This is a genomic window from Leifsonia aquatica (assembly GCF_014190775.1).
GTDB lineage: Bacteria > Actinomycetota > Actinomycetes > Actinomycetales > Microbacteriaceae > Leifsonia > Leifsonia aquatica.
The window spans coordinates 61,382-85,522 of the sequence record NZ_JACHVP010000005.1 but is presented as its reverse complement, the minus strand read 5'-3'; the positions used below and the strand labels follow the sequence as shown (position 1 = coordinate 85,522).

Annotated in this window: 16 protein-coding genes; 10 read left to right on the top strand and 6 right to left on the bottom strand. The window is 72.2% G+C overall.

Features of this window, described 5'->3' with window-relative positions; all coding sequences use genetic code 11:
• The first annotated feature begins 173 nt into the window (after window positions 1-173).
• Window positions 174-1,916 carry an oleate hydratase gene (locus FHX33_RS18595; protein ID WP_021763387.1) on the top strand — a complete coding sequence of 581 codons (1,743 nt, stop codon included), beginning with the start codon at window positions 174-176 and terminating at the stop codon, window positions 1,914-1,916.
• Between the two features lie 19 nt (window positions 1,917-1,935).
• Here FHX33_RS18595 and FHX33_RS18590 read toward each other — a convergent pair whose 3' ends face one another.
• On the bottom strand, window positions 1,936-2,772 hold the full coding sequence (locus tag FHX33_RS18590; protein WP_021763386.1) for a siderophore-interacting protein: 837 nt from the start codon (window positions 2,770-2,772) through the stop codon (window positions 1,936-1,938).
• A gap of 202 nt (window positions 2,773-2,974) precedes the next feature.
• Here FHX33_RS18590 and FHX33_RS18585 point away from each other — a divergent pair, with 202 nt between their 5' ends.
• The 6 genes from FHX33_RS18585 to FHX33_RS18560 all read left to right on the top strand — a co-directional run bounded on the left by FHX33_RS18585 (window position 2,975) and on the right by FHX33_RS18560 (window position 14,392).
• Entirely contained in the window at window positions 2,975-5,494 is a 2,520-nt protein-coding gene (locus FHX33_RS18585) for a helix-turn-helix transcriptional regulator (RefSeq protein ID WP_183428847.1), read from the top strand.
• 116 nt (window positions 5,495-5,610) lie between these two features.
• Window positions 5,611-11,265: an IPT/TIG domain-containing protein gene (locus FHX33_RS18580; RefSeq protein ID WP_183428846.1), complete on the top strand. Its 5,655-nt coding sequence runs from the start codon at window positions 5,611-5,613 to the stop codon at window positions 11,263-11,265.
• Between the two features lie 26 nt (window positions 11,266-11,291).
• Window positions 11,292-11,900, top strand: a complete 609-nt coding sequence (locus FHX33_RS18575) for a SipW-dependent-type signal peptide-containing protein (protein ID WP_021762875.1) — start codon at window positions 11,292-11,294, stop codon at window positions 11,898-11,900.
• Between the two features lie 4 nt (window positions 11,901-11,904).
• A complete protein-coding gene (locus tag FHX33_RS18570; RefSeq protein WP_021762876.1) occupies window positions 11,905-12,543 on the top strand; it encodes a SipW-dependent-type signal peptide-containing protein in 639 nt (212 codons plus the stop codon).
• Between the two features lie 23 nt (window positions 12,544-12,566).
• Window positions 12,567-13,916 carry a S24/S26 family peptidase gene (locus FHX33_RS18565; protein WP_183428845.1) on the top strand — a complete coding sequence of 450 codons (1,350 nt, stop codon included), beginning with the start codon at window positions 12,567-12,569 and terminating at the stop codon, window positions 13,914-13,916.
• A gap of 5 nt (window positions 13,917-13,921) precedes the next feature.
• On the top strand, window positions 13,922-14,392 hold the full coding sequence (locus FHX33_RS18560) for a hypothetical protein (protein WP_183428844.1): 471 nt from the start codon (window positions 13,922-13,924) through the stop codon (window positions 14,390-14,392).
• On the opposite strand, the gene FHX33_RS18555 is transcribed toward FHX33_RS18560, so the two are convergent.
• Complete coding sequence (locus FHX33_RS18555; RefSeq protein ID WP_021764684.1) at window positions 14,367-14,996, bottom strand: TetR/AcrR family transcriptional regulator; 630 nt, start codon at window positions 14,994-14,996, stop codon at window positions 14,367-14,369. The genes FHX33_RS18560 and FHX33_RS18555 overlap by 26 nt on opposite strands.
• Before the next feature lie 71 nt (window positions 14,997-15,067).
• On the opposite strand from FHX33_RS18555, the gene FHX33_RS18550 reads away from it, so the two are divergent.
• Window positions 15,068-16,609: an MFS transporter gene (locus FHX33_RS18550; protein WP_179701368.1), complete on the top strand. Its 1,542-nt coding sequence runs from the start codon at window positions 15,068-15,070 to the stop codon at window positions 16,607-16,609.
• 66 nt (window positions 16,610-16,675) lie between these two features.
• Here FHX33_RS18550 and FHX33_RS18545 read toward each other — a convergent pair whose 3' ends face one another.
• From FHX33_RS18545 to FHX33_RS18535, 3 genes are all read right to left on the bottom strand, one after another.
• A complete protein-coding gene (locus FHX33_RS18545) occupies window positions 16,676-17,776 on the bottom strand; it encodes a WxL protein peptidoglycan domain-containing protein (RefSeq protein WP_183428843.1) in 1,101 nt (366 codons plus the stop codon).
• An 83-nt stretch (window positions 17,777-17,859) separates the two neighbouring features.
• A complete protein-coding gene (locus tag FHX33_RS18540) occupies window positions 17,860-19,689 on the bottom strand; it encodes a purple acid phosphatase family protein (protein WP_039922398.1) in 1,830 nt (609 codons plus the stop codon).
• A gap of 121 nt (window positions 19,690-19,810) precedes the next feature.
• Window positions 19,811-21,091 carry a HupE/UreJ family protein gene (locus FHX33_RS18535; RefSeq protein ID WP_338092051.1) on the bottom strand — a complete coding sequence of 427 codons (1,281 nt, stop codon included), beginning with the start codon at window positions 21,089-21,091 and terminating at the stop codon, window positions 19,811-19,813.
• Between the two features lie 166 nt (window positions 21,092-21,257).
• On the opposite strand from FHX33_RS18535, the gene FHX33_RS18530 reads away from it, so the two are divergent.
• Together FHX33_RS18530 and FHX33_RS18525 are read left to right on the top strand one after the other, a co-directional pair.
• Window positions 21,258-21,944, top strand: coding sequence for an RAD23 family protein (locus FHX33_RS18530; RefSeq protein ID WP_183428842.1), 687 nt, complete (start codon window positions 21,258-21,260; stop codon window positions 21,942-21,944).
• Window positions 21,945-22,022: 78 nt separating this feature from the next.
• Window positions 22,023-23,087 (top strand): LacI family DNA-binding transcriptional regulator, encoded by a 1,065-nt coding sequence (locus FHX33_RS18525; RefSeq protein WP_183428841.1) that lies wholly within the window; start codon window positions 22,023-22,025, stop codon window positions 23,085-23,087.
• A gap of 10 nt (window positions 23,088-23,097) precedes the next feature.
• Here the strand turns inward: FHX33_RS18525 and FHX33_RS18520 are convergent, their stop codons facing one another.
• Window positions 23,098-24,120 (bottom strand): hypothetical protein, encoded by a 1,023-nt coding sequence (locus FHX33_RS18520; protein ID WP_183428840.1) that lies wholly within the window; start codon window positions 24,118-24,120, stop codon window positions 23,098-23,100.
• Between the last annotated feature and the right edge of the window lie 21 nt (window positions 24,121-24,141).

Genomic DNA, 24,141 nt, shown 5'->3' with positions numbered 1-24,141 from the left:
CAGCGCGCGATCGTGTTTCTGAGACGTTACACAGGATGAGACGGGTCGCGTGCACGTCCTCCCACCCGTCAGGTCACCCCTGTCGCTCCGAGATGGCCCTCGGTAGAATGATCACTAACTTGCACTGCAATGTGCAAGTTATTCGGAGTACTCGAACGGAGAGGGAGGTCCGCATGTACTACTCGAAGGGGAACTACGAGGCGTTCGCACGCCCGCGCAAGCCGGAGCGATCGGAGCGCGTGTCGGCATATCTGGTCGGCGGAGGCCTGGCGTCACTCGCCGCCGCCGCCTTCCTGATCCGCGACGGCCAGGTGCCGGGCGAGCGGATCACCATCCTGGAGGCGTCCGCCGTCGGCGGCGGCGCGCTCGACGGCGCCGGCGACGCGGAGACCGGCTGGCTCATCCGCGGCGGCCGCGAGATGGAGGACCACTTCGAGTGCCTCTGGGACCTGTACCGCTCCATCCCGTCGCTCGAGGTCGACGGCTCGGTGCTCGACGAGTTCTACTGGCTCAACAAAGACGACCCCAACTACTCGCTGCAGCGCGCGACCGTCGACCGAGGACAGGATGCGAAGACGGGGATGACGTTCACGCTCGACAAGAAGGCCACGAAGGACCTCGTCGACCTCGTGCTCGCCCTGCCGGAGTCGTTGTACGACAAGCGGATCGACGAGGTGATGGGACCGGACTTCCTCGCCTCGAACTTCTGGTTGTACTGGCGCACGATGTTCGCCTTCGAGGAGTGGCACAGCGCCCTGGAGATGAAGCTGTACGTGCAGCGGTTCATCCACCACATCGACGGCCTGCCGGATTTCAGCGCCCTCAAGTTCACGAAGTACAACCAGTACGAGTCGCTGGTCCTGCCGCTCATCAACTGGCTGCGCGAGCACGGCGTCACCGTGCAGTTCGACACCCGGGTGATGGACGTCGGCTTCGACATCGCCCCCGACCGGAAGACCGCCCGCCGCATCGAGTGGATCCGCGAGGGCGTGGAGGGCGGCGTCGACCTCGGCGACGACGACCTGGTGTTCGTCACCAACGGGTCCCTCGTCGAGAACTCGCGCTGGGGCGACCACCACACGAAGGCGGAGTGGGATCCGGTAGTCCACGACGGTGGCAGCTGGCACCTCTGGCGCAACATCGCGGCGCAGGATCCGTCGTTCGGGCACCCCGACAAGTTCTGCACCTTCCCGGAGAAGTCGCAGTGGGAGTCCGCATCGATCACCACCCTCGACGAGCGCATCCCCGCCCACATCGAGCGGATCGCCAAGCGCCCGACGCGCAGCGGCAAGGTCGTGACCGGCGGCATCGTGACCGCGCGCGACTCCTCGTGGCTGCTCAGCTGGACGGTCAACCGCCAGCCGCACTTCTCGAAGCAGCCGGACGACCAGACCGTCGTGTGGTTCTACGGGCTGTTCACGGACGTACCAGGCGACTATGTGAAGAAGCCGATGCGCGAGTGCACCGGCGAGGAGATCACCCAGGAGTGGCTGTACCACCTGGGCGTCCCGATCGACGAGATCGATGAGCTCGCGGCGACCGGTGCGATCACCCGGCCGTGCATGATGCCCTTCATCACCGCGTTCTTCCTGCCCCGCACCGCGGGCGACCGTCCCGCGGTCGTGCCGGAGGGCGTGACCAACTTCGCCTTCATCGGCCAGTTCGCCGAGTCGACCCGCGACTGCATCTTCACCACCGAGTACTCGGTTCGTACGGCGATGGAGGCGGTCTACCAGCTGCTCGACGTGGAACGCGGCGTTCCCGAGGTGTTCGGCTCGGTCTACGACGTGCGCGAGCTGATCAAGTCCACCCGGTACCTGCGCGACGGCAAGAAGCTCCCGATCCCGGGATTCGCGAAGCGCTTCGTCGAGCGCACGGAGATCGGGCGACTGCTCGAGGAGTACGAGGTCATCTGACCAGGCGCGGGGCGGCGGCCTAGCGCCGTCCCGCCTTCCAGTACCCGCAGAAGAGGATGTCGCTCTTTGCGACGCCCGCGGCGATCCAGTGCCGGCGCATCGCGATCGGGAGGGCGGACTCGCCGACGGCCCAGCCGTAGAAGCGCTCGCCGGTCGACGGCAGGAGACGTGCGCGGGTGCCCGCGGCGACACCGGGAACGGCGTGCGGGTCCGTGCGGACGACCCACTCGACCTCCACGCCGGGCGGCGTCACCAGCTCCTGGGCGTCGTCGGCGTGCGGGATCTCCAGGACGGCGACGCCCTGGACGCCCACGTCGAGGGAGGCGAGGATGTTCGCGGCGGCCGGCACCCCGGTCTCGTCGGCGACCAGGCGGACGCGGTCGACGCCGGTCGGCGGAGTGAACGAGATGCCTTCGTCGATGATCGCGACGGCGTCTCCCACCGCGCAGGTCTCAGCCCAGGCGGCGGCGGGGCCGCTCGTACCGTCCGCTGCTGACCCGTGGAGCACGAAGTCGACGTCGAGCTCGGGACCGTCGGCGCCGTCGGGTCGATAGGCGCGGACCGAGTAGTTGCGCAGCACCGGCCGCACCGTCTTCGACATGGTCAGGTAGCGCGCGAAGGCGAGGGTGTCGAGTTTCGCCGGCAGACGACTGAGAGCCCCCTCCTCGCCGCCGACCGGGAGGAACAGCCGGAACCACTGGTCGGCGCCGAGCGGGACGAAGCCGGCGATGTCGCCTCCCCCGAGGGTGATCCGGACGAAGCCGCTCGAGATCCGCTCGCGCCGGAGCACGTGCAGCACCAACAGCTCCGAGCGCTCGGGCTTGACGCGGGTGGACTGCATATTGGTGCGAGCCATGGCTCTGTCCCTCCAAGATGGGTCACGGGAAAGCATGCGTATTTAGGTAAGGCTAACCTAATGCAACTTAGGGTGTACTCGTCGTATCACCCGGAGGGGGTGATAGACCGATCCGTTTAGCGCGCTTAGCATCCATAGCACGTGGTCTATTTGCACGGCGTTCTTCGTCGGGGGATGCGGATGATCGGATTCGGGACATGCGATGACGCCTAGCGGTACGGCCGTGGTGGACCGCCGGGGGCTCCGGCGGGTCCTCGACGAGGGCGAGGGTCGCGCCGCGGTCGTCTCCATCGTCGCCTCCGGCGGCACCGGCAAGACCTCGTTGCTGCGCGCCTGGTGCGACCTCGAACCGGCCGACCGCATCCTCGTCGAGGTCGACGGCCCGCCGCGAGCAGGCAGCGTGGGCGACCGCGACTGGCGCGACCGCATCAGCGCACTCTGCGGTCAGACCGGCCGCGCGACCACCGTGATCGACGGCATCGAACGGATCAACAGCCACAGCGATCGCGAACTGCTCCAGGATGCCGTCGCGGCGGCGGGCAGCGCGATCGTGCTCAGCGGGCGCACCCAACCGCTCGCGCTCGACGCGCTGTCCCCCGAGCGCCCGCTCATCATGGTCGGTGTCGCCGACCTCGCCTTCGGCCAGCGGGAGGCCGACGAGCTGCTGCGCGGCGCCGGCGTGCTCCTGCCTCCCCAGGACGTCTTCGAGCTCCTCGATCGCACGGGCGGCCGAGCCATGACCCTGACGCTGGCCGTCGCGGCGCTCGCCCGCATGGCCGACCCGCGCGAAGCGATCCACCGACTCGCCCACTCCCCCGCGGGCGCCGACGAGTACTTCGTCGGCGCTCTGCTCGGCACGCTCGACCCTGCCGAGGCCGACCTGCTCCTCTCCCTCTCCGCGGTCCCGTCGTTCAGTGTCGGCCTCGCCGCAGAGCTCACGGGCTGCCCCGACGCGGGCACGACGGTCGAGCGGCTGCGGGACGGCAACGACCTGCTGCAGCGCATCGACGGCGGCGACGAGGGATGCGAGTACCGATTCGACGAGTCGCTCCGCCGCACCCTCCTCACCGAGCTGTCGCGACGGGATGCCCGCCGCCTCGACGATCTGCGTCGCACGGCGGCGCGCTGGCACCTCGAGAGCGGCGACGTGCACGGCGGCCTCGCGCTCGCGGTGGCCTCCCGCTCCACCGACCTCGTCGAGGAGATCCTGCGCCGGTACGGTCTCGGGATGGTCTTCTCCGGTGACACCGCGCCCGTCCGCGACGCGCTCGCCGCCCTCGAGGACCGCGGCGTGATGTCCGGGACGACCGGCCTGCTCGCCGCGCTCGTCACCTCCCCCACCCGGTTCGACTCGGTGCGGACCGACCACTTCCTGGCGCTCGCGGAGGACGAGGCCGCACGCTCCCCGGAGTCCGAGCTCGTGCTGGCGGGTATCCTCGGGCTCCGCGCCGACGGCGAGGGACAAGAGGCGCGCGACCGCGCCCTCACCCGTATCGAGAACGCCGTCCGGATCTCGCTGCGCCGGCCGGCCGGGGAGGGAGGCGCCCTTGCGGTGCTCGACGCCCGCATCTTCGCCGAGGCGGCGCGGGCCTCGCTCCTCCTGCGGTCGGGGCGGGCGGCTGACGCGCTCGCAGTCGCCGAGGCGACGGCGGCCAGCGCGGAGGAGACCGGCCTGCCCTGGTTGCAGATGCTCTGCCTCGAGCTCGCCGCGGGAGCCGCCGCCTCCCATCGCTCGTGGCCGATGGTGCACCTCTTCGAGCGTCGGATCGCCGGCCTCGCCGGAGCCGAGCCCCGCACCGACAGCATCGTGGCGGCGAGCGCTCTGCTGCGCGCCGCCTCCGCCGCCTACCAGTCCTGCGAACCGTTCCGGTCGGCGCATGTCGCCGACATCGTGCAGGCCCGGTGGCGCGGCCTCGACACGGGCGACGTCGCCGCCCCCCGCGCTCTCCACCTGCTCTTCCGGCTGGACGAAGAGGATGACACCCGCGCGATCTTCGAGGAGATGGAGCACCTCTTCTCCGTCTCCGTGCGACGCAACCCGCGCACCATCGCCATCGGCGCCTTCCGCTTCCTCGACCTCACCATGCACTACCGCGGGCGCGCGGCGGTCCGCGGTCTGGTGGACGAGCTGGAGCAGATGCTCGGTGCGCGGTCGCTGGAGGCGGCACTCGGCGGCTCCATCGTCCGCGAGGGCACCGTCACCCAGGATGCGGACGACCGCACCCTGGAGCTCTTGCTGCGCACCGGCGCGCCGGCCTGGCACGGCAGCAACATCGTCTTCGGCTGGCTGCTGCTGGCCGCGCACGCCGCCGAGCGCGACCGCGAGGATCTCGTGCAGGCACGGCTGATGGAGGCGCTGAGCGTCGCCGAGCGCACCGGCACCCGCCGTCCCTTCCTGGCCCGGGGCGGAACCTTCGCCCGGCTCGTCTCCGATCGGCTGGGCGGCTTCGGCGAGTGCGAGGAGTTCGCCCGGTCGGTCCTCGCCGCCGCCGGCGCCCTCGACCACCGCGTCGACGGGCCGGAGAACTCGCCGATGCTGACCGCGAAGGAGCGAGAACTGCTGAGGGAGCTCCCCCTGCACCAGAGCATCGGCCAGATCGCCGCGAAGCACAGCGTGAGCGCCAACACGGTGAAGACCCACCTGCGCTCCATCTACGCCAAACTCGACGCCCGCGACCGCGCTCAGGCGGTCGACAACGCGCGCGCCCTCGGCCTGCTCTGAGGCGCGGCGTCACCCCGATCTGTACCCCGAGATCACCCGCTCCGGGCGATTGAGAGACCGGCTCCCGCCCGCGAGAGTCCGTGAAAGGTCTCTCAATCTCGCTGGGGGTAAGCACCGTGGTAACACGTCTCGATATCGGCAATGGAGCACGCAGAGCGCGCGAGAGGAGGAGGGGAGGCCGCAGGCTGCTCGGCACCACCGCAGCCGGCGCCGCCGTCGCGCTGACGCTCGCGGGCGCCGGGCTGTGGGCCATCCCGGCCCAGGCCGCCCCCGGGGACACTTCGAACGCGACCGGGCAGTACCTCAGCGGCACGCTCATCGGGCTGAACGCGGGACTCGTGGCTTCGCTCGGCGGCGAGGCGGCCGCCAGCAACGGGACGGCGGACCAGACGAACGCGAACAACCTCGACGTCGGCGTGCTCGGCGTCGTGAACATCGCGGCGCCCGGCGGCATCCAGATCCCGCTGGACCTCGGCGGCGCGGGAGTCGTCTCCCAGTACGCGTCGGCGTTGCAGACCGGCACCTCGGTCGGCGCCTCCGGCCTGACCTCGGCGAGCGGCGACATCGGCACCGGCATCACCCCCAAGCCCGGGATCGCCCCCGGACCGCTGCACGTCAACCTCGCGCAGGCGGTCTCCTCCCTCGGGCTGCCGACGGCCACCCTGAACGAGCTGGCGCAGCTCGACCTCTCGATCGGCGTCACCGGCGCGCGGGCCACTCAGACCGCTCCCGGTGCACCGACCGGCTCGTACTCCCTCGCCGGGACGGGCCTCACCTTCCACAGCGCGACGGTCGCGGGGCTCACCTCGGCGATCAACACCCAGGTCGGGAACGTGCAGACGGTCGTCAACGGCCTCGCCGGACCGGGCGGCACGCTCGCGCAGGCCCTGAACCTGATCAACCTCGGCCCCGTCCTCAGCACGACGGCGTCGGTGAGCGCGTCGAACCTGCAGGCGGCGGTCGCACCGCTGCTGGCCGGGACGCTCACCGACCCGGCCTACCCGGGGGTGAGCATCGACCTCGGAACAGGCGACATCTCCGTCGACCTGGGCGCGATCACCACGCTCGAGGGATTGGCGCCGAACACCAACCTGCTCAGCGCCGCCACGCTCACCAGCATCGAGACCAGTGTCACCGGTCTGCTGGGTTCGCTGGTCTCGCGCGTGCAGACGGTGCTCACGAACACGACGAACGCTCTCACGGTCACCGCGCAGGTGACGGCGCTCGGCCTCCCGGTCATCAACGTGAACGAGTCGGTCGGTCAGCTGCTGGCCGGCAACACGACGGGCATCAGCGTCGCCGGCATCGCCATCGGTCTGCCCCTCAGCACCGTGCTCAGCGCTGTGCTCGGCCCGCTGGGCGGCATCGGCACCGCGATCACCACCCTCGGCACCTCGGTGCTCGCCCCCGTGACGGCCACGCTCGTCCCGGCGATCGCGCCCGTGCTCAACGGCGTCGTCTCGCTGACCGCCAACAACCAGTCCACCACCGGCGGCGTCTTCACCGAGACCGCGCTGCGCGCCTCCGTGCTCCCCGGCACCCAGGCGCTGACGCTCAACGTCGCGAACGCGACCGTCGGGCCGAACGCACTCGCCGTCCCGCCGGTCATCGGCTCGCTCACCCCGACCAGCGGACCGGCGACCGGCGGGACACCCGTCACCATCACCGGCAGCGGCTTCACCGGGACCACGGGCGTCACCTTCGGCGGCACGGCGGGAACGGCCTTCACGGTCGTGGACGACACCACCATCACGGTGACCACCCCGGCACACGCCCCCGGCGCGACGGACGCCGTCGTGCAGGGGCCGAACGGTGATTCGGGCCCCGGCACCTTCACCTTCCTGGCTGCACCCACCATCGGCTCCCTCACCCCGACCAGCGGTCCGGAGACCGGCGGCACCGCCGTCACGATCACGGGCACCGGGTTCACCGGCGCGACGGGCGTGACGTTCGGCGGCACTCCCGCGACCGGCGTCACGGTCGTGAACGACACCACCATCACGGCCAGCAGCCCGGCGCACGCACCCGGAGCGACGGATGTCGTCGTCCAGAGCCCCAACGGTGACTCCGGCCCCGGCACCTTCACCTTCGTGGCCCTGCCGGCCATCTCGTCGATCACCCCGCCGAGCGGCCCGGTGACCGGCGGCACGCCCGTCACCATCACCGGCACCGGCTTCACCGGAGCGACCGGGGTGACCTTCGACGGGACGCCCGGCGTCGGGTTCAGCGTGACGAACGACACCACCATCACCGTCGCGACCCCGGCCCACGCGCAGGGACCCGTGGACGTCGTGGTCCAGCACCCGATCGGCGACTCCGCCCCGGGGACGTTCACCTACCTCCCGCTGCCCGTCATCACCTCGGTGACGCCCGGCAGCGGACCGGAGACGGGCGGCACCGCCGTCACGATCACCGGATCCGGCTTCACGGGAGCGACGGGCGTCACCTTCGGCGGCACCCCCGCCGCGAACGTCACCGTCGTGGACGACACGACGATCACGGTCACCACCCCGGGCCACGCGCCCGGCGCCGTCGACGTGATCGTGACGACTCCTGCCGGCCCCTCCGCTCCGGGCGGCTTCACGTTCAACCCGGTGGTCGGTCCCCCGGCGATCGGCACGATCTCGCCCGACCACGGCCCGGAGACCGGCGGCACGCCCGTGACCATCACCGGCAGCGGCTTCACCGGAGCGACCGGCGTGACGTTCGACGGCATCGCGGGCACGGCCTTCACCGTCGTCGATCCGAACACCATCACCGTCACGACGCCCGCGCACGCGGCCGGCCCGTCCGACGTGGTCGTGCAGAGCCCCGACGGCGAGTCCGCCCCCGGCGCCTTCACGTTCGACCCGATTCCGACCATCGCGTCCGTGGCCCCGGCCAGCGGGCCCGAGACCGGCGGCACCGACGTCACGATCACCGGGACGAACTTCACCGGTGCGACCGGGGTGACCTTCGGCGGCACCCCGGGCACCGCCTTCACCGTGGTGAACGACACGACGATCACCGTCACCACCCCGGCGCACGCGCCCGGCGACGTGGATGTCGTGGTGCAGCACCCGAACGGCGACTCGCAGCCCGGGGACTTCACCTTCCTCCAGGTCCCCGCCATCACCTCCCTGGCTCCGGCCAGCGGGCCCGAGACCGGCGGCACGGACGTCACCATCACCGGCACCGGGTTCACCGGGGCGACGGGCGTGACGTTCGGCGGAGACGCGGGCACCGCGTTCACCGTCGTGAACGACACCACCATCACCGTCACCACTCCGGCGCACGCGCCGGGGGCCGTCGACGTGATCGTCCAGCACCCGAACGGCGACTCGCAGCCGGGCGACTTCACCTTCCTGCAGCTGCCGGCCATCACCTCCCTGACCCCGACCAGCGGTCCGGCAGCGGGAGGCACGGCCGTCACCATCACCGGCACCGGGTTCACCGGGGCCACGGGAGCCACGTTCGGCGGCACGACGGGAACGGCCTTCACGGTCGTGGACGACACCACCATCACGGTGACCACTCCGGCGCACGTGCCGGCGACGGTCGACGTGGTGGTGCAGCACCCGAACGGCGACTCGCAGCCGGGCGACTTCACCTTCCTCCCGGCGGCGGCCATCCTGTCCCTCACCCCGACCAGCGGGCCGGAGACCGGCGACACGACCGTCACCATCACCGGCACCGGGTTCACCGGGGCCACGGGAGTGACCTTCAGCGGCACCGCAGGCAGCGGCTTCGCCGTCGTGAACGACACCACCATCACCGTGGTCACCCCGGCGCACGCGCCGGGCGCGACGGACGTGGTCGTGCAGAGCCCCAACGGGAACTCCGGACCGGGCACGTTCACCTTCATCGCCCTCCCGGCGATCACCTCCCTCGCCCCGACCAGCGGACCGGTGACCGGAGGGACACCCGTCACCATCACCGGCAGCGGCTTCACCGGAGCGACCGGCGTGACCTTCGACGGGACCCCGGGCGTCGGGTTCAGCGTGGTGAACGACACGACGATCACCGTCGCCAGCCCCGCCCACGCGGAGGGACCGGTCGACGTGATCGTGCAGGCGCCGGTCGGGGACTCCGCTCCGGCGACGTTCACCTACCTGCCCCTGCCCGTCATCACCGGAGTCGCGCCCGCCAACGGACCGGAGACCGGCGGCACCGCCGTCACCATCACCGGCACCGGCTTCACCGGCACGACGGGCGTCACCTTCGGCGGCACGCCCGCGACGGGCGTCACCGTGGTGGACGACACCACGATCACGGCCACCACCCCGGCGCACGCTCCGGGTGCGGTCGACGTCGTCGTGACCACGCCGGCCGGCCCCTCGGAGCCGGGCGACTTCACCTTCGACGCGGTCCCGGCGATCACCTCGGTGGCGCCGGCCAGCGGACCGGAGACCGGCGGCACCGACGTCACCATCACGGGAACCGGCTTCACCGGCGCGACCGGAGTCACCTTCGGCGGCACCGCCGGGACGGCCTTCACCGTCGTGAACGACACCACCATCACCGTCACCACCCCGGCGCACCTGCCGGGAGCGGTGGATGTGGTCGTGCAGCATCCGAACGGCGACTCGCAGCCCGGTGACTTCACCTTCCTGCAGCTGCCGGCCATCACCTCCCTCGCCCCGACGAGCGGGCCGCAGACCGGCGGCACCGCGGTCACCATCACGGGCACCGGGTTCACCGGCGCCACCGGAGTGACCTTCGGCGGCACGGCGGGAACGGCCTTCACCGTCGTGAACGACACCACGATCACGGTGACGACCCCGGCGCACGCGCCCGGCGGCGTGGACGTGATCGTGCAGCACCCCAACGGCGACTCGCAGCCCGGTGACTTCACCTTCCTACCCGTCCCGGCGATCACCTCCGTCGCGCCCGCCAACGGTCCGCAGACCGGCGGCACCGCGGTCACCATCACCGGCACCGGGTTCACCGGCGCCACCGGGGTGACCTTCGGCGGCACGCCGGGCACCGGGTTCACCGTCGTGAACGACACCACCATCACGGTGACGACACCGGCCCACACTCCGGGCGGCGTGGACGTGATCGTGCAGCACCCGAACGGCGACTCTCAGCCGGGCGACTTCACCTTCGACCCGGTGCCGAACGCGCCCGTCATCAGCGGACTCGACCCGGACCACGGGCCGTTCCTCGGCGGCACGGTCGTCACCGTCTCCGGCACCGGCTTCACCGGCGCCACGAGCGTGACGGTCGACGGAGTGGACGTGCCGTTCACGGTCGTGAACGACACCACGATCACCCTGACGACGCCGCCGCACACGGCCGGCGCCGTGCCGATCGTCGTGACGACCCCGGTCGGACCGTCGCCCTCCGCGACGTTCACGTACGACCCGGGCACCACCGTCGACGGCGTCGACCCGGGGCACGGGCCGCAGGCCGGCGGCACGACGGTGACCATCACCGGCGGCTGCTTCACCGGCGCGACCGGCGTGCTCTTCGGCACCACCCCGGCGACCTCGTTCACCGTGGTCGACGACGCGACCATCACCGCGGTCGCACCGGCCGGAACAGGGACGGTGGATGTCACGGTCACCGGCGGGGTGGAGTGCGGCAACGGCGTGCTCACCGGCGGCTACCGCTACGACGTGCCGCTGCCGGCCGATCCCGGCACCGGCACCACCGGGTCGACGAGCACCGGCAGCGGTCTCGCCGACACGGGCTCCACCTCCGGTGGGGCGGCCCTCCTCGGCGGTCTCGCGGCTCTGCTGGTCGCGTGCGGCGCCCTGATCCTGATTCGACGCACCCGCCGAGCCTGACGCCCGGCCTGAGAAAGGAGAAGTCGATGACTGAGACACACGTGGCGCCCGCCCCCAGGCGGGCCCGCAAGCTGAAGGCCGTGCTGGCCGCCGGGCTCGTGCTCGGCGCCGGGGCCGCCGTGACGCTCGCCGCCTGGAACGACTCCGAGTTCGCCCGGGGCACCTTCACGGCGGGCACCTTCAACCTCGTCGGCAGCACCGACGGCACGACCTACACGGATCACGCGACGGCGGGCTCGCCGGCCGCGCTCGCCTTCACGGTCAACGCCGCCACGCTGTCGCCGGGGGCGGTCACCGCCGCTCCGTTCGCCGTCGAGCTGGCGGCGAACACCACCAACCCCGCCGTCGTCACCGTCTCGAGCGCGGCGACGACGGGGACCGTGACCAATCTCACCTACGAGCTGCTGCAGACGACGACGTTCGGCTGCACGGCGAGCACGACGGGCACCGACCTCGTCCCCGCGGGGACGGCACTCACCACGGTTCCCGGTTCGACCACGTTCCCCCTGAGCCAGGGCACGGGAGGCGCGGCGGGGGCCCCCGTCTTCCTGTGCTTCAAGGTCACCGGAGGAGCGGGTCTCGCGCAGGGGCAGACCGGCACCGCCACCTGGCAGTTCCAGGCGGCGAGCCAGTAATCCCATGCGTGAGGGGCGGCCGTACCGCAGCCGGGGAGTTCGGGCCCTCCGGCTGCGGGCGGTGCTCGCCTCGGGCCTCGTGCTCGGGGTGGGGGCGGCCGTGACCCTCGCCAGCTGGACCGACCGGGAGTTCGCGACCGGCTCGTTCCAGACCTCGGTGTTCAACGCCCAGTCCAGCGTCAACGGCGGCGCGTACGCCGACAACTCGGTCTCCCCCGGGGCCACCGTCACCGTCGCGGGACCGTTCGCCCCGGGCGTCTCCGCGTACTTCCCCGTGCTCATCCAGACGACCGCCAACTCCGTCGCGGGCACGGCCGTGCTCAACGGCGCCGTGCTCGGCGGCACGGACGCCGCGACGCTGGGCGCCGCACTCGTCTACCGCGTCGTGCGCACCACCGGCACCTGCAACGCCGCGGCCTTCACCGGCACCCCCTCGTTCGTGGTCGGCGCCGCGGCGACCACCCGCGCCCTCACCGCCGGTCAGGAGACCGGCGTCACCAACCCGCTGGCCGCCGCGACCAGCACCGCGCCCGGCGCCGCGACCGGCTTCTGCTTCGAGGTCACCCTCCCGGCAGGCGCCCCCAACTCGTTGCAGGGCAAGACGACGACCGCCACCTGGCAGTTCGTCACCACGTCGAACTGACGACCGGAGCAGAGGGAGGCGGGATGAGCATCCGCGAGGAGACCGGCGTCGCTGCCGGCCGCCACACCGTCGAGCCTCCCGCCGCCCATGCCGCGGCCGCACCGGACCGGCGCACCGCGAAACGCGCCGCCTCCCGGGCCGGCGATGTGCTGCTCACGGTCGCGTCGATCGCCGGTGCTCTCTGCATCCTCGGGGCCATCGCCGCAGCCGTCCTCCACCTCACGCTCATCCTGTTCAGCACCGGGTCGATGAGTCCGACCATCCCCGCCGGGGCGGTCGCGCTGGTGCGCGAGATCCCCGCGAGCGAGGCGCGGGTCGGCGACGTCGTGACCGTCGACCGGCCGGGCGCGCTCCCGATCACGCACCGCGTCGTCTCGGCTCAGCCGCTTGCCGACGGGCGGGTCGAGCTCGTGCTGCGCGGCGACGCCAACGCCGAGACCGACCCGGCCCCTTACGACGTCGCGCACGTGCGCCTGGTGATCGCCAGCGTGCCCGGCGGCGCGCAGGTGATCGCCTTCTTCTCCAATCCGCTGTTCCTCGGCAGCGCCACCCTCGCGGCGACCGTGCTCGTGGCGTGGGCCTTCTGGCCGCGGGACGGCGACCGGGACCGACGAGACGGCCGCCGCGGACGCGGGGAGCGCAGGGAGGCGCGCGCCGGCCACGTCTCGCCGCGCGCGGGCGGGTCCGCTTTCGTGCTGCTGGTGGCCGCGGGTGGCGCCTCCGCCCTCGTCCTCGCCTCCCCCGCACCGGCCCGCGCCGACGAGACGGTCTCCGCCGGCCGCTCCCTCACCCTGACCTCCATCGCCGATCCCGCCGCGTTCGCAGAACTGCGTCCGGGCGTCCCGGTGCGCTGGGAGGTCGGCGTCGCCGCCTCCACTCCCCGGCCCGTGACCGTGGGCCTCGGGCTCTCGTCGACCGGCCCGCTCACCTCCGCACTCGACGTGGCCGTGCGCTCGTGCACCGTCCGCTGGTCGGGCGACGCCTGCCCCGGAACGGCGCAGGCGGTCATCGCCACCACCTCCCTGGCCGGACTGCTGACCGGCCCCGGAGTCGCGGCGGGCGCGCCTCCTGCTCCCTCCGGCGTCGTCAGCATCGCGGGGATGCCTTCCGCCGAACCGCGCTGGCTGGCCGTCGACGTGACGCTGCAGCCCGGCGGCACCGTCGCCTCCGCCGGCTCGGCCGACCTGGAGGTGTGGGCCTGGACCTCGGGCGACGACACCCGGGCATCGGCTCCCCCGGTCGCCCTGGCCGCGACGGGCTCGGCCCCGCCCCTGCTCCCGCCTCTGCTGGCCGGTGGCGCCGTGGTCGCCGGGGCTACGATCGCCGGCGTCGCCGGGTCGCGGCGGCACCGGCACCCGGAGCGCACACCGTGAGGGGGGTGCTGCGCACCGTCGCCGCGAGCGCGCTCGTCCTGCTCGCCGCGGGCGTGCTCGGGGTCTCCGGAGGCTCGCCCGCGCAGGCGGGCTGGTCGCGCTCCGCCTACGTCACCGGCACGGCGAACGCGGGCGTGCTCGGCGCGGTGCCGACCGTCTCCTGCGGGTCGGCGGGCGGCCTGCTCGCCGCGAACATCCCGATCACCTGGACCGCGGCCCCGACCGGCGGCAACGCCCTGACGCCGCAGAGCTACACGATCGCGTGGAGCGGCAGCGCGGGCTCCGGCAGCACGACGGTGGCGGCGCCGGCGACCTCGGGCAGTGTGACCGGTGCGACGCTGACCCTGCTGGGCACCAGCACCGTGACCGTCACCGCGAACTACGGCACCTGGACGTCGCCCGTCTCGCTCCAGACACGGACGATCACGACCGTGCTCGGGGCGCTCAGCCTCATCGTGGCGTGGACGTGCGCCTGATCCCCACGGCCGGCAGCAGGATGTCGTCCATGATCGAGAGCAGGAACTCCCGGTCCACGGGCTTGCGCAGGATGAGCACCCGGTAGGACGCCATCGCGGGCGCCAGGAGCGCGAGCTTGTCGATGTCGGCGTCGGCGGGGATCTCGCCGCGCTCGACCGCGCGCCGCAGGAAGATGCGGTTGACGGAGGCGCGGGGCTCGACGATCGCGGCGTTGACCGTGTCGGCCAGCCCCGGGTCCTTGGCGAGCATCGAGACCAGGCCCGCCATGATCTGGAGCTTCTTCTCGGCGTCGACGATGGTGTGCGGCTTCATCATCGCGACCAGGTCGCCGCGGAGGGTGCCGGTGTCGGGCAGCGCGTCGAAGTCGATGTCGCCCTTCTTCATGCAGGCGACCGCGTCGATGACGAGGTCGGCCTTGGACGCCCACCGGCGGTAGAGGGTCGCCTTGCCGGCCTTCGCGCGCGCGGCGACCATGTCGATGGTCATGCGGTCGTATCCGGTCTCGGACAGCACGTCGAGGGCGGCGTCGAGGATCTCGGGGTCGCGGGTGTGGTCCCGTTTGCGCCCGAGCTTCGTCGCCGGGGCGGGTGCTGAGGTGTCCATCTCCTCCAGTGTAGATGAATTTCTGAACAGATTAGATCCGGAACTGGATAGTTTCGTATATGCTGGCCCGCATGCCGCAGACAAACCCCTCCCCCTCGAGCGCCGCACCCGACGCGGCGGCGCCCTCGACCCGCCGCTGGTGGACGCTCGTCACCGTCGCCCTCGCGCAGCTCATGGTCGTGCTCGACTCGACCGTCGTGAACATCGCCCTGCCCTCCGCGCAGGCCGACCTCGGCTTCTCGAACGCCGACCGCCAGTGGATCGTCACCGCCTACTCCCTCGCCTTCGGCAGCCTCCTGCTCTTCGGCGGCCGCCTCTCCGACCTCATCGGCCGCAAGCGCGCCTTCATCATCGGCCTCATCGGCTTCGCCGGTGCGTCCGCCCTCGGCGGCGCAGCGGACTCCTTCGGGATGCTCGTCGGCGCCCGCGCCCTGCAGGGCGCGTTCGGGGCCCTGCTCGCCCCGACAGCCCTGGCCGTGCTGACCACCACCTTCACCGTGCCGAAGGAGCGGGCGCGCGCGTTCGGCATCTTCGGCGCGATCGCGGGTGCGGGAGGCGCGGTCGGCCTCCTGCTCGGCGGCGTGCTCACCGAGCAGTTCGACTGGCGCTGGAACCTCTACATCAACGTCGTGATCGCGATCGTGGCGGTCGTCGGGGCCACGATCTTCGTGACCTCCATCGCCCGCAGCGGCCCGCGCCCGAAGCTCGACGTGCCCGGCACCATCCTCGTCTCCGGCGCCCTGTTCTCGCTGGTCTACGGCTTCTCCAACGCCGAGTCCGACGGCTGGGACTCGCCCCTCTCGTGGGGCTTCCTCGCGGCGGCCGGGGTGCTCCTGGTCGCGTTCGTGCTCTGGCAGCGCCGCGCCGCCCACCCGCTGCTGCCGCTCTCCATCGTGATCAACCGCAACCGCGGCGCCTCGTACAGCGCGATCCTCATCGCGGGCGCCGGGATGTTCGGCATCTTCCTCTTCGTGACCTACTACCTGCAGGCCACCCTGAAGTTCACGCCCATCCAGACCGGCCTCGCCTTCCTGCCGATGATCGTGATGCTCGTCACCGCCGCGCAGCTCTCGACCAACATCTTCGTGCCGCGCTTCGGACCGAAGCTCATGGTGCCGATCGGCATGACCATCGCCGCGACCGGCATGGTCTACCTGACCCACCTCGGCGTCACCGCGAACTACGCCGCCGACCTCCTGCCACCGCTGATGATCCTCGGCGTCGGGATGGGCTCGATCATGCCCGCCGCGATCCAGACCGCGACGCTCGGCGTCGACCGCCGGTTCGCCGGCGTCGCCTCGGCGATGGTCAACACGAGCCAGCAGGTGGGCGGGTCGATCGGCACCGCGCTGCTCAACACGCTCGCGGCCACCGCGGCCACCGACTACGTCGCGTCGCACCTGCCGCCGTCGGCGTCCGTCGCCGCCGAGGCGGCCGTGCACAGCTACGCCACGGCGTACTGGTGGGGCGCGGCGTTCTTCGCCTTCGGCGCCGTGCTCACCGCGTTCCTCTACCGCCGCCGGAGTGTCACGCTTGCCGCCGCTGCGGCCGCCGCGGCCCCGGCCGACCCGGCCGGTGCGCCCGACGCACCCGAACCGGTGGTCGCGCACTAGCGATCCATCCGACGCAACACGCCGTTCCCACCCCGGTGGGGACGGCGTGTTGCGTCGACCAGGTTGTCAGGCGACCGGCTCCGGCTCCGAGGCATCCGCATCCGCGTCGCGGAGCGCCTCCTCGACGGCCTTCTTGACCCGCGCGTCCTCGCGTTCTGCCCTCGCCTTCCCACGACGGCGCAGCACCAGCACCGCGGCCACGACCGCGGCGGCCACCAGCAGCACCAGCACCAGCAGCGCCCACGGCACCGCGAGCGCTCCGGCCTCGGCCGCGACGCCGTCGACGCCCGGGGTGGACCCCGTGACGGCCGGAAGCTTGGGGCTGAGCGCGGCCTTCGCCGTCAGCCAGAAGGCCGGCACGACGCCGTCGACCGGCACGGACACCGTCCACGATTCGCCGGGGAGCAGCTCCGGCACGGCGGCGACCTCGCCGGTGTCGACGGGGAACCAGCCGAAAGGTCCCGCGAGCGCGACCGTCTGCCCGGCCGAGAGCCGCACGTTGCCGGTGTTGTGAACCGTGTACGAGACCGTGGCGGATCCGGCACCGAACGGGTTGAACGATCCCGAATAGTCGACGTGCATCTTCTCCACCGCGATCGCCGGGGCGAGAGCACCCTCGACGCGCACGTGCATCCGGATGCCCAGGCGGCGGTCGACGCTGATGCCGCTCTCCTGGGTGGTGTGCGGCAGCGAGGTCAGGAGGCCTCCGGCGTAGTCGCCGGGAGTGGCGTCCGCCGGGATGCTGACCGTGAAGGGAACCTCGACCGAGGCGCCGGGCGCGACCGTGACGCGGCCGCTCGGCAGCGCCGTCCAGGCGCCGACGGCGACGGACTTCGTGTCCTGCGTCACGAGGTCGAGCTGGCCGCTCGTCGTGGTGAAGCCGTCGGCGGCGTAGACGTCGAGCTCGAGCGGGGTCGCGGCGTGGTTGCTCACGACCAGGGCGTCGGACACCTGCTTGCCCGGCTCGACGCGGTAGGCGAAGTTCTGGCGGTCGGCGCCGTTGGCGTTGGAGGCGGTGCGCACGCCCCAGGTGACGTCGCCGTCCGCGGCCAGAGCGGGAGCGGACACCCCGCCGACGGCGAGGACGGCGGAGACGAGGAGGGCCGGCAGCAGGCCGGCGAGGAGCCGCGCGCCTCTGGGCGCGGTGCGGGAGGAACGAGCGTTCATGACCATCCTGGGGAGCGGTGGGAGTCTGGTGGACCCGGGACGGGCGCTGACGCGCACCCGCCCCGGGCGGTGGAGCGGGTCGGCTAGCTGAGCGCGGTGAGCGTCAGGGTCGCCTGGTAGGTGCCGTCGGTGACGTCGATCGGGATGTTGAGGTCCAGAGCGGCGCCGAGCTTGGCCGAGCCCTTGGCGTGGCCGGCCCCGGCCGAACCGAGGGTGGACGACTTCGAGAGGCCGTCGCCGCCCGAGAACCCGGACTGCACGCGGTCTCCCGCCTTGGCGTCGCCTCCTGCCTCGGTGACCGACGGCGTCCAGCCGAGGTACTTGCCCGAGAAGGACTTCGCGCCGGAGGTGAAGTCGCTCACCTGGGCCGAGAGCGACCACTGCGGGCCGGCGGTGCGGGTGTCGGTCACGCGGATCGGGTTGATCGAGCCGACCGCGGCGTAGTGGTCGCCCGCCTCGACGGCCTGGCCGAGGTTGACGAGGCCGTTGGTTCCGTCGACGTTCCAGACGAACTCGCCCGGCGCGGCCTGCGGCACGGTGACCTGCAGCTGCTGCGAGTCGGTGTCGGGCTTCGTCTCGCGGGTCAGGGTGACCTGGTCGACGATGCTGTTCACCGGCTTGTCGGTGCCGTTGGCCTGGCTGCGGAGGGTCTTCACCGTGATCGCGCTGCTGGTGATGTCGATCGCGCTGTAGTTGCGGACCTTCTCCTGGTTCTGGACCGACAGCCACCAGAAGCCCTTGTTCTGCAGGTCGTAGTACTTCGACCCGGACGCCGAGTTGGCCGTCACGTAGAGCACGCCGCCGGGACCGGCGACCACCTGGTCGGCGCCGGCCTGCTCGTCGGCGTTGGCCTTCTCACCGTTGTGGATGAGGTAGCTGCGGGCGTAGCTGTGGTCGTGCCCCTGCAAGACGAGGTCGATGCCCAGGTCCGAGATGGCGGTGGGGAGGACGTTGCGGCGGTCGAGCACGTCGCTGTCGGTGGCGTGCGGGCCGGGCGAGTAGATCGAGTGGTGGAAGGCGAGGACCTTCCACTTCGCCTTGGCGCCCTGCTCGGCGACGACCTTCTGCATCCACGCGATGTGGGAGGCGTCGCGGCTGTTCGAGTTGATGTCGAGGAACAGCGTGTCCTTGTAGATGAACCAGTAGTCGCCGCCCGAGCCGGTCCCGGTGCCCGCGCCCGCGGTGCGGTCGACGTTCGGGGTGTTGAAGTGCTGCTCGTACGCCTTGGAGCCGACGTCGTGGTTGCCGTTGGTGGCGACGAACGGGATCTGGCGCAGCTTGTCCGACTGCAGGAACGCCTCGTACTGGGTCTCGTTGTTCGCCGTCTCCACCTGGTCGCCGGCCGAGAAGAGCATCTCGGCGTTCGGGTAGGCGGAGGTCGCGACGTTGAGGGTGTCGACCCAGCCGGCCGCGTCGTTCGTGACGTTGCCCGACGAACCGATCTGCGGGTCGCCGAAGAACAGGAAGTTGAAGTCGCCGCTGAACTTCTGGGTGCGGAACGTGTACGTCGCCGACCAGTCGCCCTCGGTGCCGACGCGGTACACGTAGGAGGTGTTCTCCTTGAGCCCGGTCACGGTGGCGAAGCGGTTGTACTCGTTGCTGGTGGTGAGGCCGCCCGTTGCGGGGATGCTCTTCACGACCTGCGGGAACGCGCCGCCGACGACCTCGGAGGCGTAGCCGACCTGCACGACCTGGGCGACGTCGGCCGCGGAGTACCAGGAGAAGTTGCGCTGCGATTGGTCCGCGCCGACGCCCAGGACGATGTCCGTCTGGTTGGTGGAGGCGGCGAAGGCGGCGGGGGCGGCGATCGCGCCCCCTCCGAGCATCACGCCGACGCAGACGGCTGCGGCGGCGAGGCGGGTTGTGGTGCGGTGACCGGGCTTGGCGGCCCGTCTGGTGTCGTCACTCGACATGGAGTCCGATGCCTTTCTCAGTGAGATGTCCGCGGACGCGCGGACGCGGCTTCCACCGTCTCGGGCGTCAGTGAATCCTGAGTGAATTCACAGAGTTCAACGGGTGGACGCCAGCGGAAGGTCACCCCCATTCGAGGCCCAGCACGCGGCCGACGAACCAGAACAGCGCGACCGCGGTGACCACCGCCGCGACCGCGATCCCGACCCAGAGTCCGACGCGGGGGGCGCGCTTGCGCAGCAGGACGAGCAGCGGGAAGACCACCGCGATGATCCCGAGCTGCACCGCCTCGATGCCGACGTTGAAGATCAGCAGAGACCACAGCAGCGTCCACGACCACGGCTCGTCGATGCCGAGGGCGCTCGCGAAGCCGAGCCCGTGCACGAGGCCGAAGAGGAACACCACGGCCAGCCGCAGCCAGTCGGCGCGGTCGAGTCCGAGCGGGCCGGAGGAGGTCGGCCGCACGTCGATGGCCAGCTCGGCCGGCGACATCGTGACGCGGCCCCGGACCGTCCAGAGGTACCAGGCCGCGACGACGGCGATCGAGAGCGCGATGACCGGCTCGACGACCGCGGCCGGCACCGTGACGAAACCGAGGGCGGCGAGCAGGAAGGTGATCGAGTGCGCGACGGTGAAGGTCGTCGCGGCGAGCACGACATCCCGCAGCCGCCGCGAGCCCACGATGAGCGCCAGGAGGAACAGGATGTGGTCGATACCGCCGAGGAGGTGCTCGGCGCCGAGGAGGAAGAACTCGCCGAACCGCTCTCCCCCGGTCTGCTCGGTCGAGAACGACGGGTGGGCGGCGTCGAGCGCGGCGCTGCCGTCCTTCCCGTCGAGGTCGTAGGTGACGATCGTCTTGGTGTCCCTGACGTAGTCCTCCGAGTCGGGGAACAACCCGCTCCGGAGCTCGTGGCCCGTCGCATGGCCGGTGTCGGCGCAGGCGAAGTCGAGTACGAGCGTCGCGTATGGCACCGCGTCCCGTTCGTGCACGGTGATGTCGCCCACGCGGGAGGGCGTGCACGCCTCGCCGGCGGCGCTCACGGTGAACCGGTCGGTGACGTAGGCGACCACCGTGTCGGCGTGGGCGTTCATCGCGGTGGCCTCCTCCCCGGTCTGGAAGAGGTCCATCCCTTGGTCGAAGAGGCCCTGGTCCTTCTCCTTCTCGGCGGCGGACACGACGAGCAGGTCGTACTCGAGGTCGAGCGTCGTTCGCACCCCGCCGTCGGGGGCCGCCTTCGCATCCACGTAGACCACCGACGAGAAACCGTGCGCGCTCGCCGCCGTGGCCGGCAGGAGCACCCCCGCGACGGCCGCAGCGAGCGCGGCGACGGCGAGGGAGGCGGAACGGCCTCGCGGGCGGAGGGGGCGGGCGGGGTTCTGGCGGGGTCGGCGGCTGCGGATCACCCCGACACGGTGTCCGAGGCGGGTGAACGCGACGGGACCGGGACGGGAACGGCCGGGAACGCGATGGGCCGCCGGCGACCGTGCAGGACCGAGTGTTTCCGTCCCGTTCACCTGCCCGGCGCTGCGGAGTCATCGGGTCGCCCCGCGCATCGGCGAGCGTCGGAGCGTGTCCCGGATCCCCTCCGTCCCGCTGCTCGCCACCGCTCTGTGCGTGGTCGCCGCGCTGACCCTCTCGGGGTGTGCGCCGGCCGTGCCCGCCCCGGCCGGGACGCCGGGCGCGACGCCGGACCCCTCGCTGCGGCCGCTGGGGGCCGGGTTCCTGGGGAGCGTCGCGACACCCACCCCCGAGGCCACGATCGACCCGGAGCCCGGGTCCTGGAGCGGGGTCGAGCCTCCCGCCGGCTACGAGGTCGTGCTCATCACGGCGGGCGACGACGACGCGACCTCGACCCTCGCGACCGGGGTTACCCGGTGGGCCGAGCAGCGGGAGGTGGAGCTCACGACGCTGACCGCGACCGGCGACGACGAGGTCCACACGCAGCTCCTGCGCGCGATCGAGAAGTCGCCCGACCTGATCGTCGGCGCCGGGGCCGGGGTGGTCGACGTGTTCTCGCTGATCACCGCGCAGAGTCTGCACCAGCAGTTCCTCGTCGTGGGCGCCGAGCTGCCCGAGCCGACCGGCAACGCGACCTCGGTCGTGTGGAACGGCGCCAGCTTCCGCGGCACCGGCATCAGCACCGATGGCGACAGCTTCGCCTCCTCCGTCACGCCTGCCCGCGCATCCGACGCGGTCTCGGCGGGCGTCGCGAGCGTGCTGCACGGACTCACCGGGATCGTGCTGCACCTGGGGTGAGGGGCGCGAGCCTCCTCCCGACCTATCATGGCGAGGACGGATCCGCGCGAGGACGGATCGGCGCGACGGGGAGGCCCCATGCTCGACGACTCCACGCCCTCCCGCGACGAACCCGGCGCGCACGGCGACCGGCATCCAGCGCGTCCCGCCACGCTGAAGGAGATCGGCGCGCTCGCGGGCGTCTCGATCGCGACCGTCTCGAAGGCCCTGAACGGACGCGCGGACGTCAGCCGCGCGACCAGGCAGCGCGTGCAGGAGGCCGCCGACCGGCTGAAGTTCACGCCGAACTCCCTCGCGCAGGGGCTGCTCGCCGGGCGCACCGGCACCGTCGGACTGCTGACGAACGACCTCGAGGGGCGGTTCTCCATCCCGGTGCTCATGGGCGCGGAGGACGCGTTCGGCGCCGGCAGCGTGTCGGTCTTCCTGTGCGATGCGCGGGGCGACGCCATCCGGGAGCAGCACCACATCCGGGCTCTGCTCTCCCGGCGCGTGGACGGGCTGATCGTCGTCGGCGACACCACGAACCCGCGCGTTCCGCTCGCCGGCAGCATCCCCGTCCCTGTGGTCTACGCCTACGCGCCCTCCAGCGATCCGCGAGACATGTCCGCCGTCAACGACAACGTGAGTGCGGGGCGGATGGCGGCCGAGCACCTGGTGGCCTGCGGCCGCACGCGCATCGCCTACCTCTCGGGCGATCCGGCGTTCACGGCCGCCGGCGAGCGCGTCGCCGGGGCGCGGGCGGCGCTGCGCGAGCACGGGCTCGACCTCGTGGGCGGCGAGGCCCTCTACGGCGAGTGGAGCGAGATCTGGGGACGAGCGGGTGCGCGCTCCCTGCTCGCCCGGCACCCGGAGGTCGACGGCATCGTCTGCGGCTCCGACCAGGTCGCGCGCGGTGTGCTCGATGCGTTGCGGGAGCTGGGGCGGCATGTCCCGAATGACATCTCCGTGATCGGCCACGACAACTGGGAGCTGCTCGTCACCCAGTCCCGGCCGCAGCTCACCACGGTCGACTCGAACCTCCAGGAGCTCGGCCGCACCGCCGCCCGGCTCCTCGGCGAGGCGATCGACGGCCGCACCGCGAGCGGTACGCACACGGTCGCCTGCCGCCTCGTGGTGCGCGGGTCGACACTGGGCGCCGTGTAGCCGCGCCGACTCAGCCCTCCCGGGTGAGCGTGATCGTCCCGGGCCGCGTGCGCGACACCGCTGCACTCAGGCCGGCCGCGCGCACTGCGGCGATGACGGGACCGGGCAGCGGCGCCAGCCCGACGGGAGCATCCGGCGCGGAGGAGGCCATCCCGGCCAGGAGGGACAGCTGCACCCCGTCGCGGGTGGCCACGACGACACGCGCGTACTCGCTGTCGGTCCGCCAGCGGAGGCGCTGGATCGACGCGAGAGCGACGATCACCGAGCGCTCACCCGCGTCGACGCGCAGCTCCCGTCCGTCCACCTCCAGCATGCAGTCGACCGTCCGGGACCGGAACGAGCGGTAGAGGACGCCGCACGCCGGCAGCGCGAGCAGCACCCCGACGAAGACGATCGCGAAGCGGGCTCCGAGCGCCAGGACGAGCGGATCGAGGACGACGAGGACGACCGCCGTGAGGATCCCGAGCGGGACCACGGTCCCGACGATCGCCCAGACGAGGGTCCGCATGCGCGCAGGGACGGCGCGGAAGCGCAGCGTCCACCGGCCGCCGTCGTGATCCCAGTCGGCGAGGGAGGCCGCAGCGCGCGACGGGCGGGAGGCGCGCGGGCCGATCGTCGCGCCGACGCGGCCGATCAGGTCCAGCCACGTCCAGGCGAGTGCAGGGACCGCGGCCAGCCAGCAGAAAGCGAGCAGGTCGCCGAACGGCGCAGGCGTCCCGGACAGGAGGTCGCCGCCGCTCGCGACGACGGCGATCAGTGCCAGGGACGGCACGACCGCCACGACGGCCTGCACCGCGAGCGATCGGCCGACCGGCCGCACCCGTCGCGCGGCCCGTGTGATCGACACCCCCACGAGCCACCCCGTCGCCAGGGTGACGAGGAAGGGCACGAGCTCGACGCCGATCCCGGCGATGAAGCACGGGACGGCGACGACCGCGCCGACCGCCGCCCAGACGAGCGGCTGCCGCAGCGCGCGCCGCCACGCCGGCCGGGTGACCGGGCGCGGGGGCTCGGGGATCGTGCGGGTCGGCATGACAGTCACGGTACAGGGACG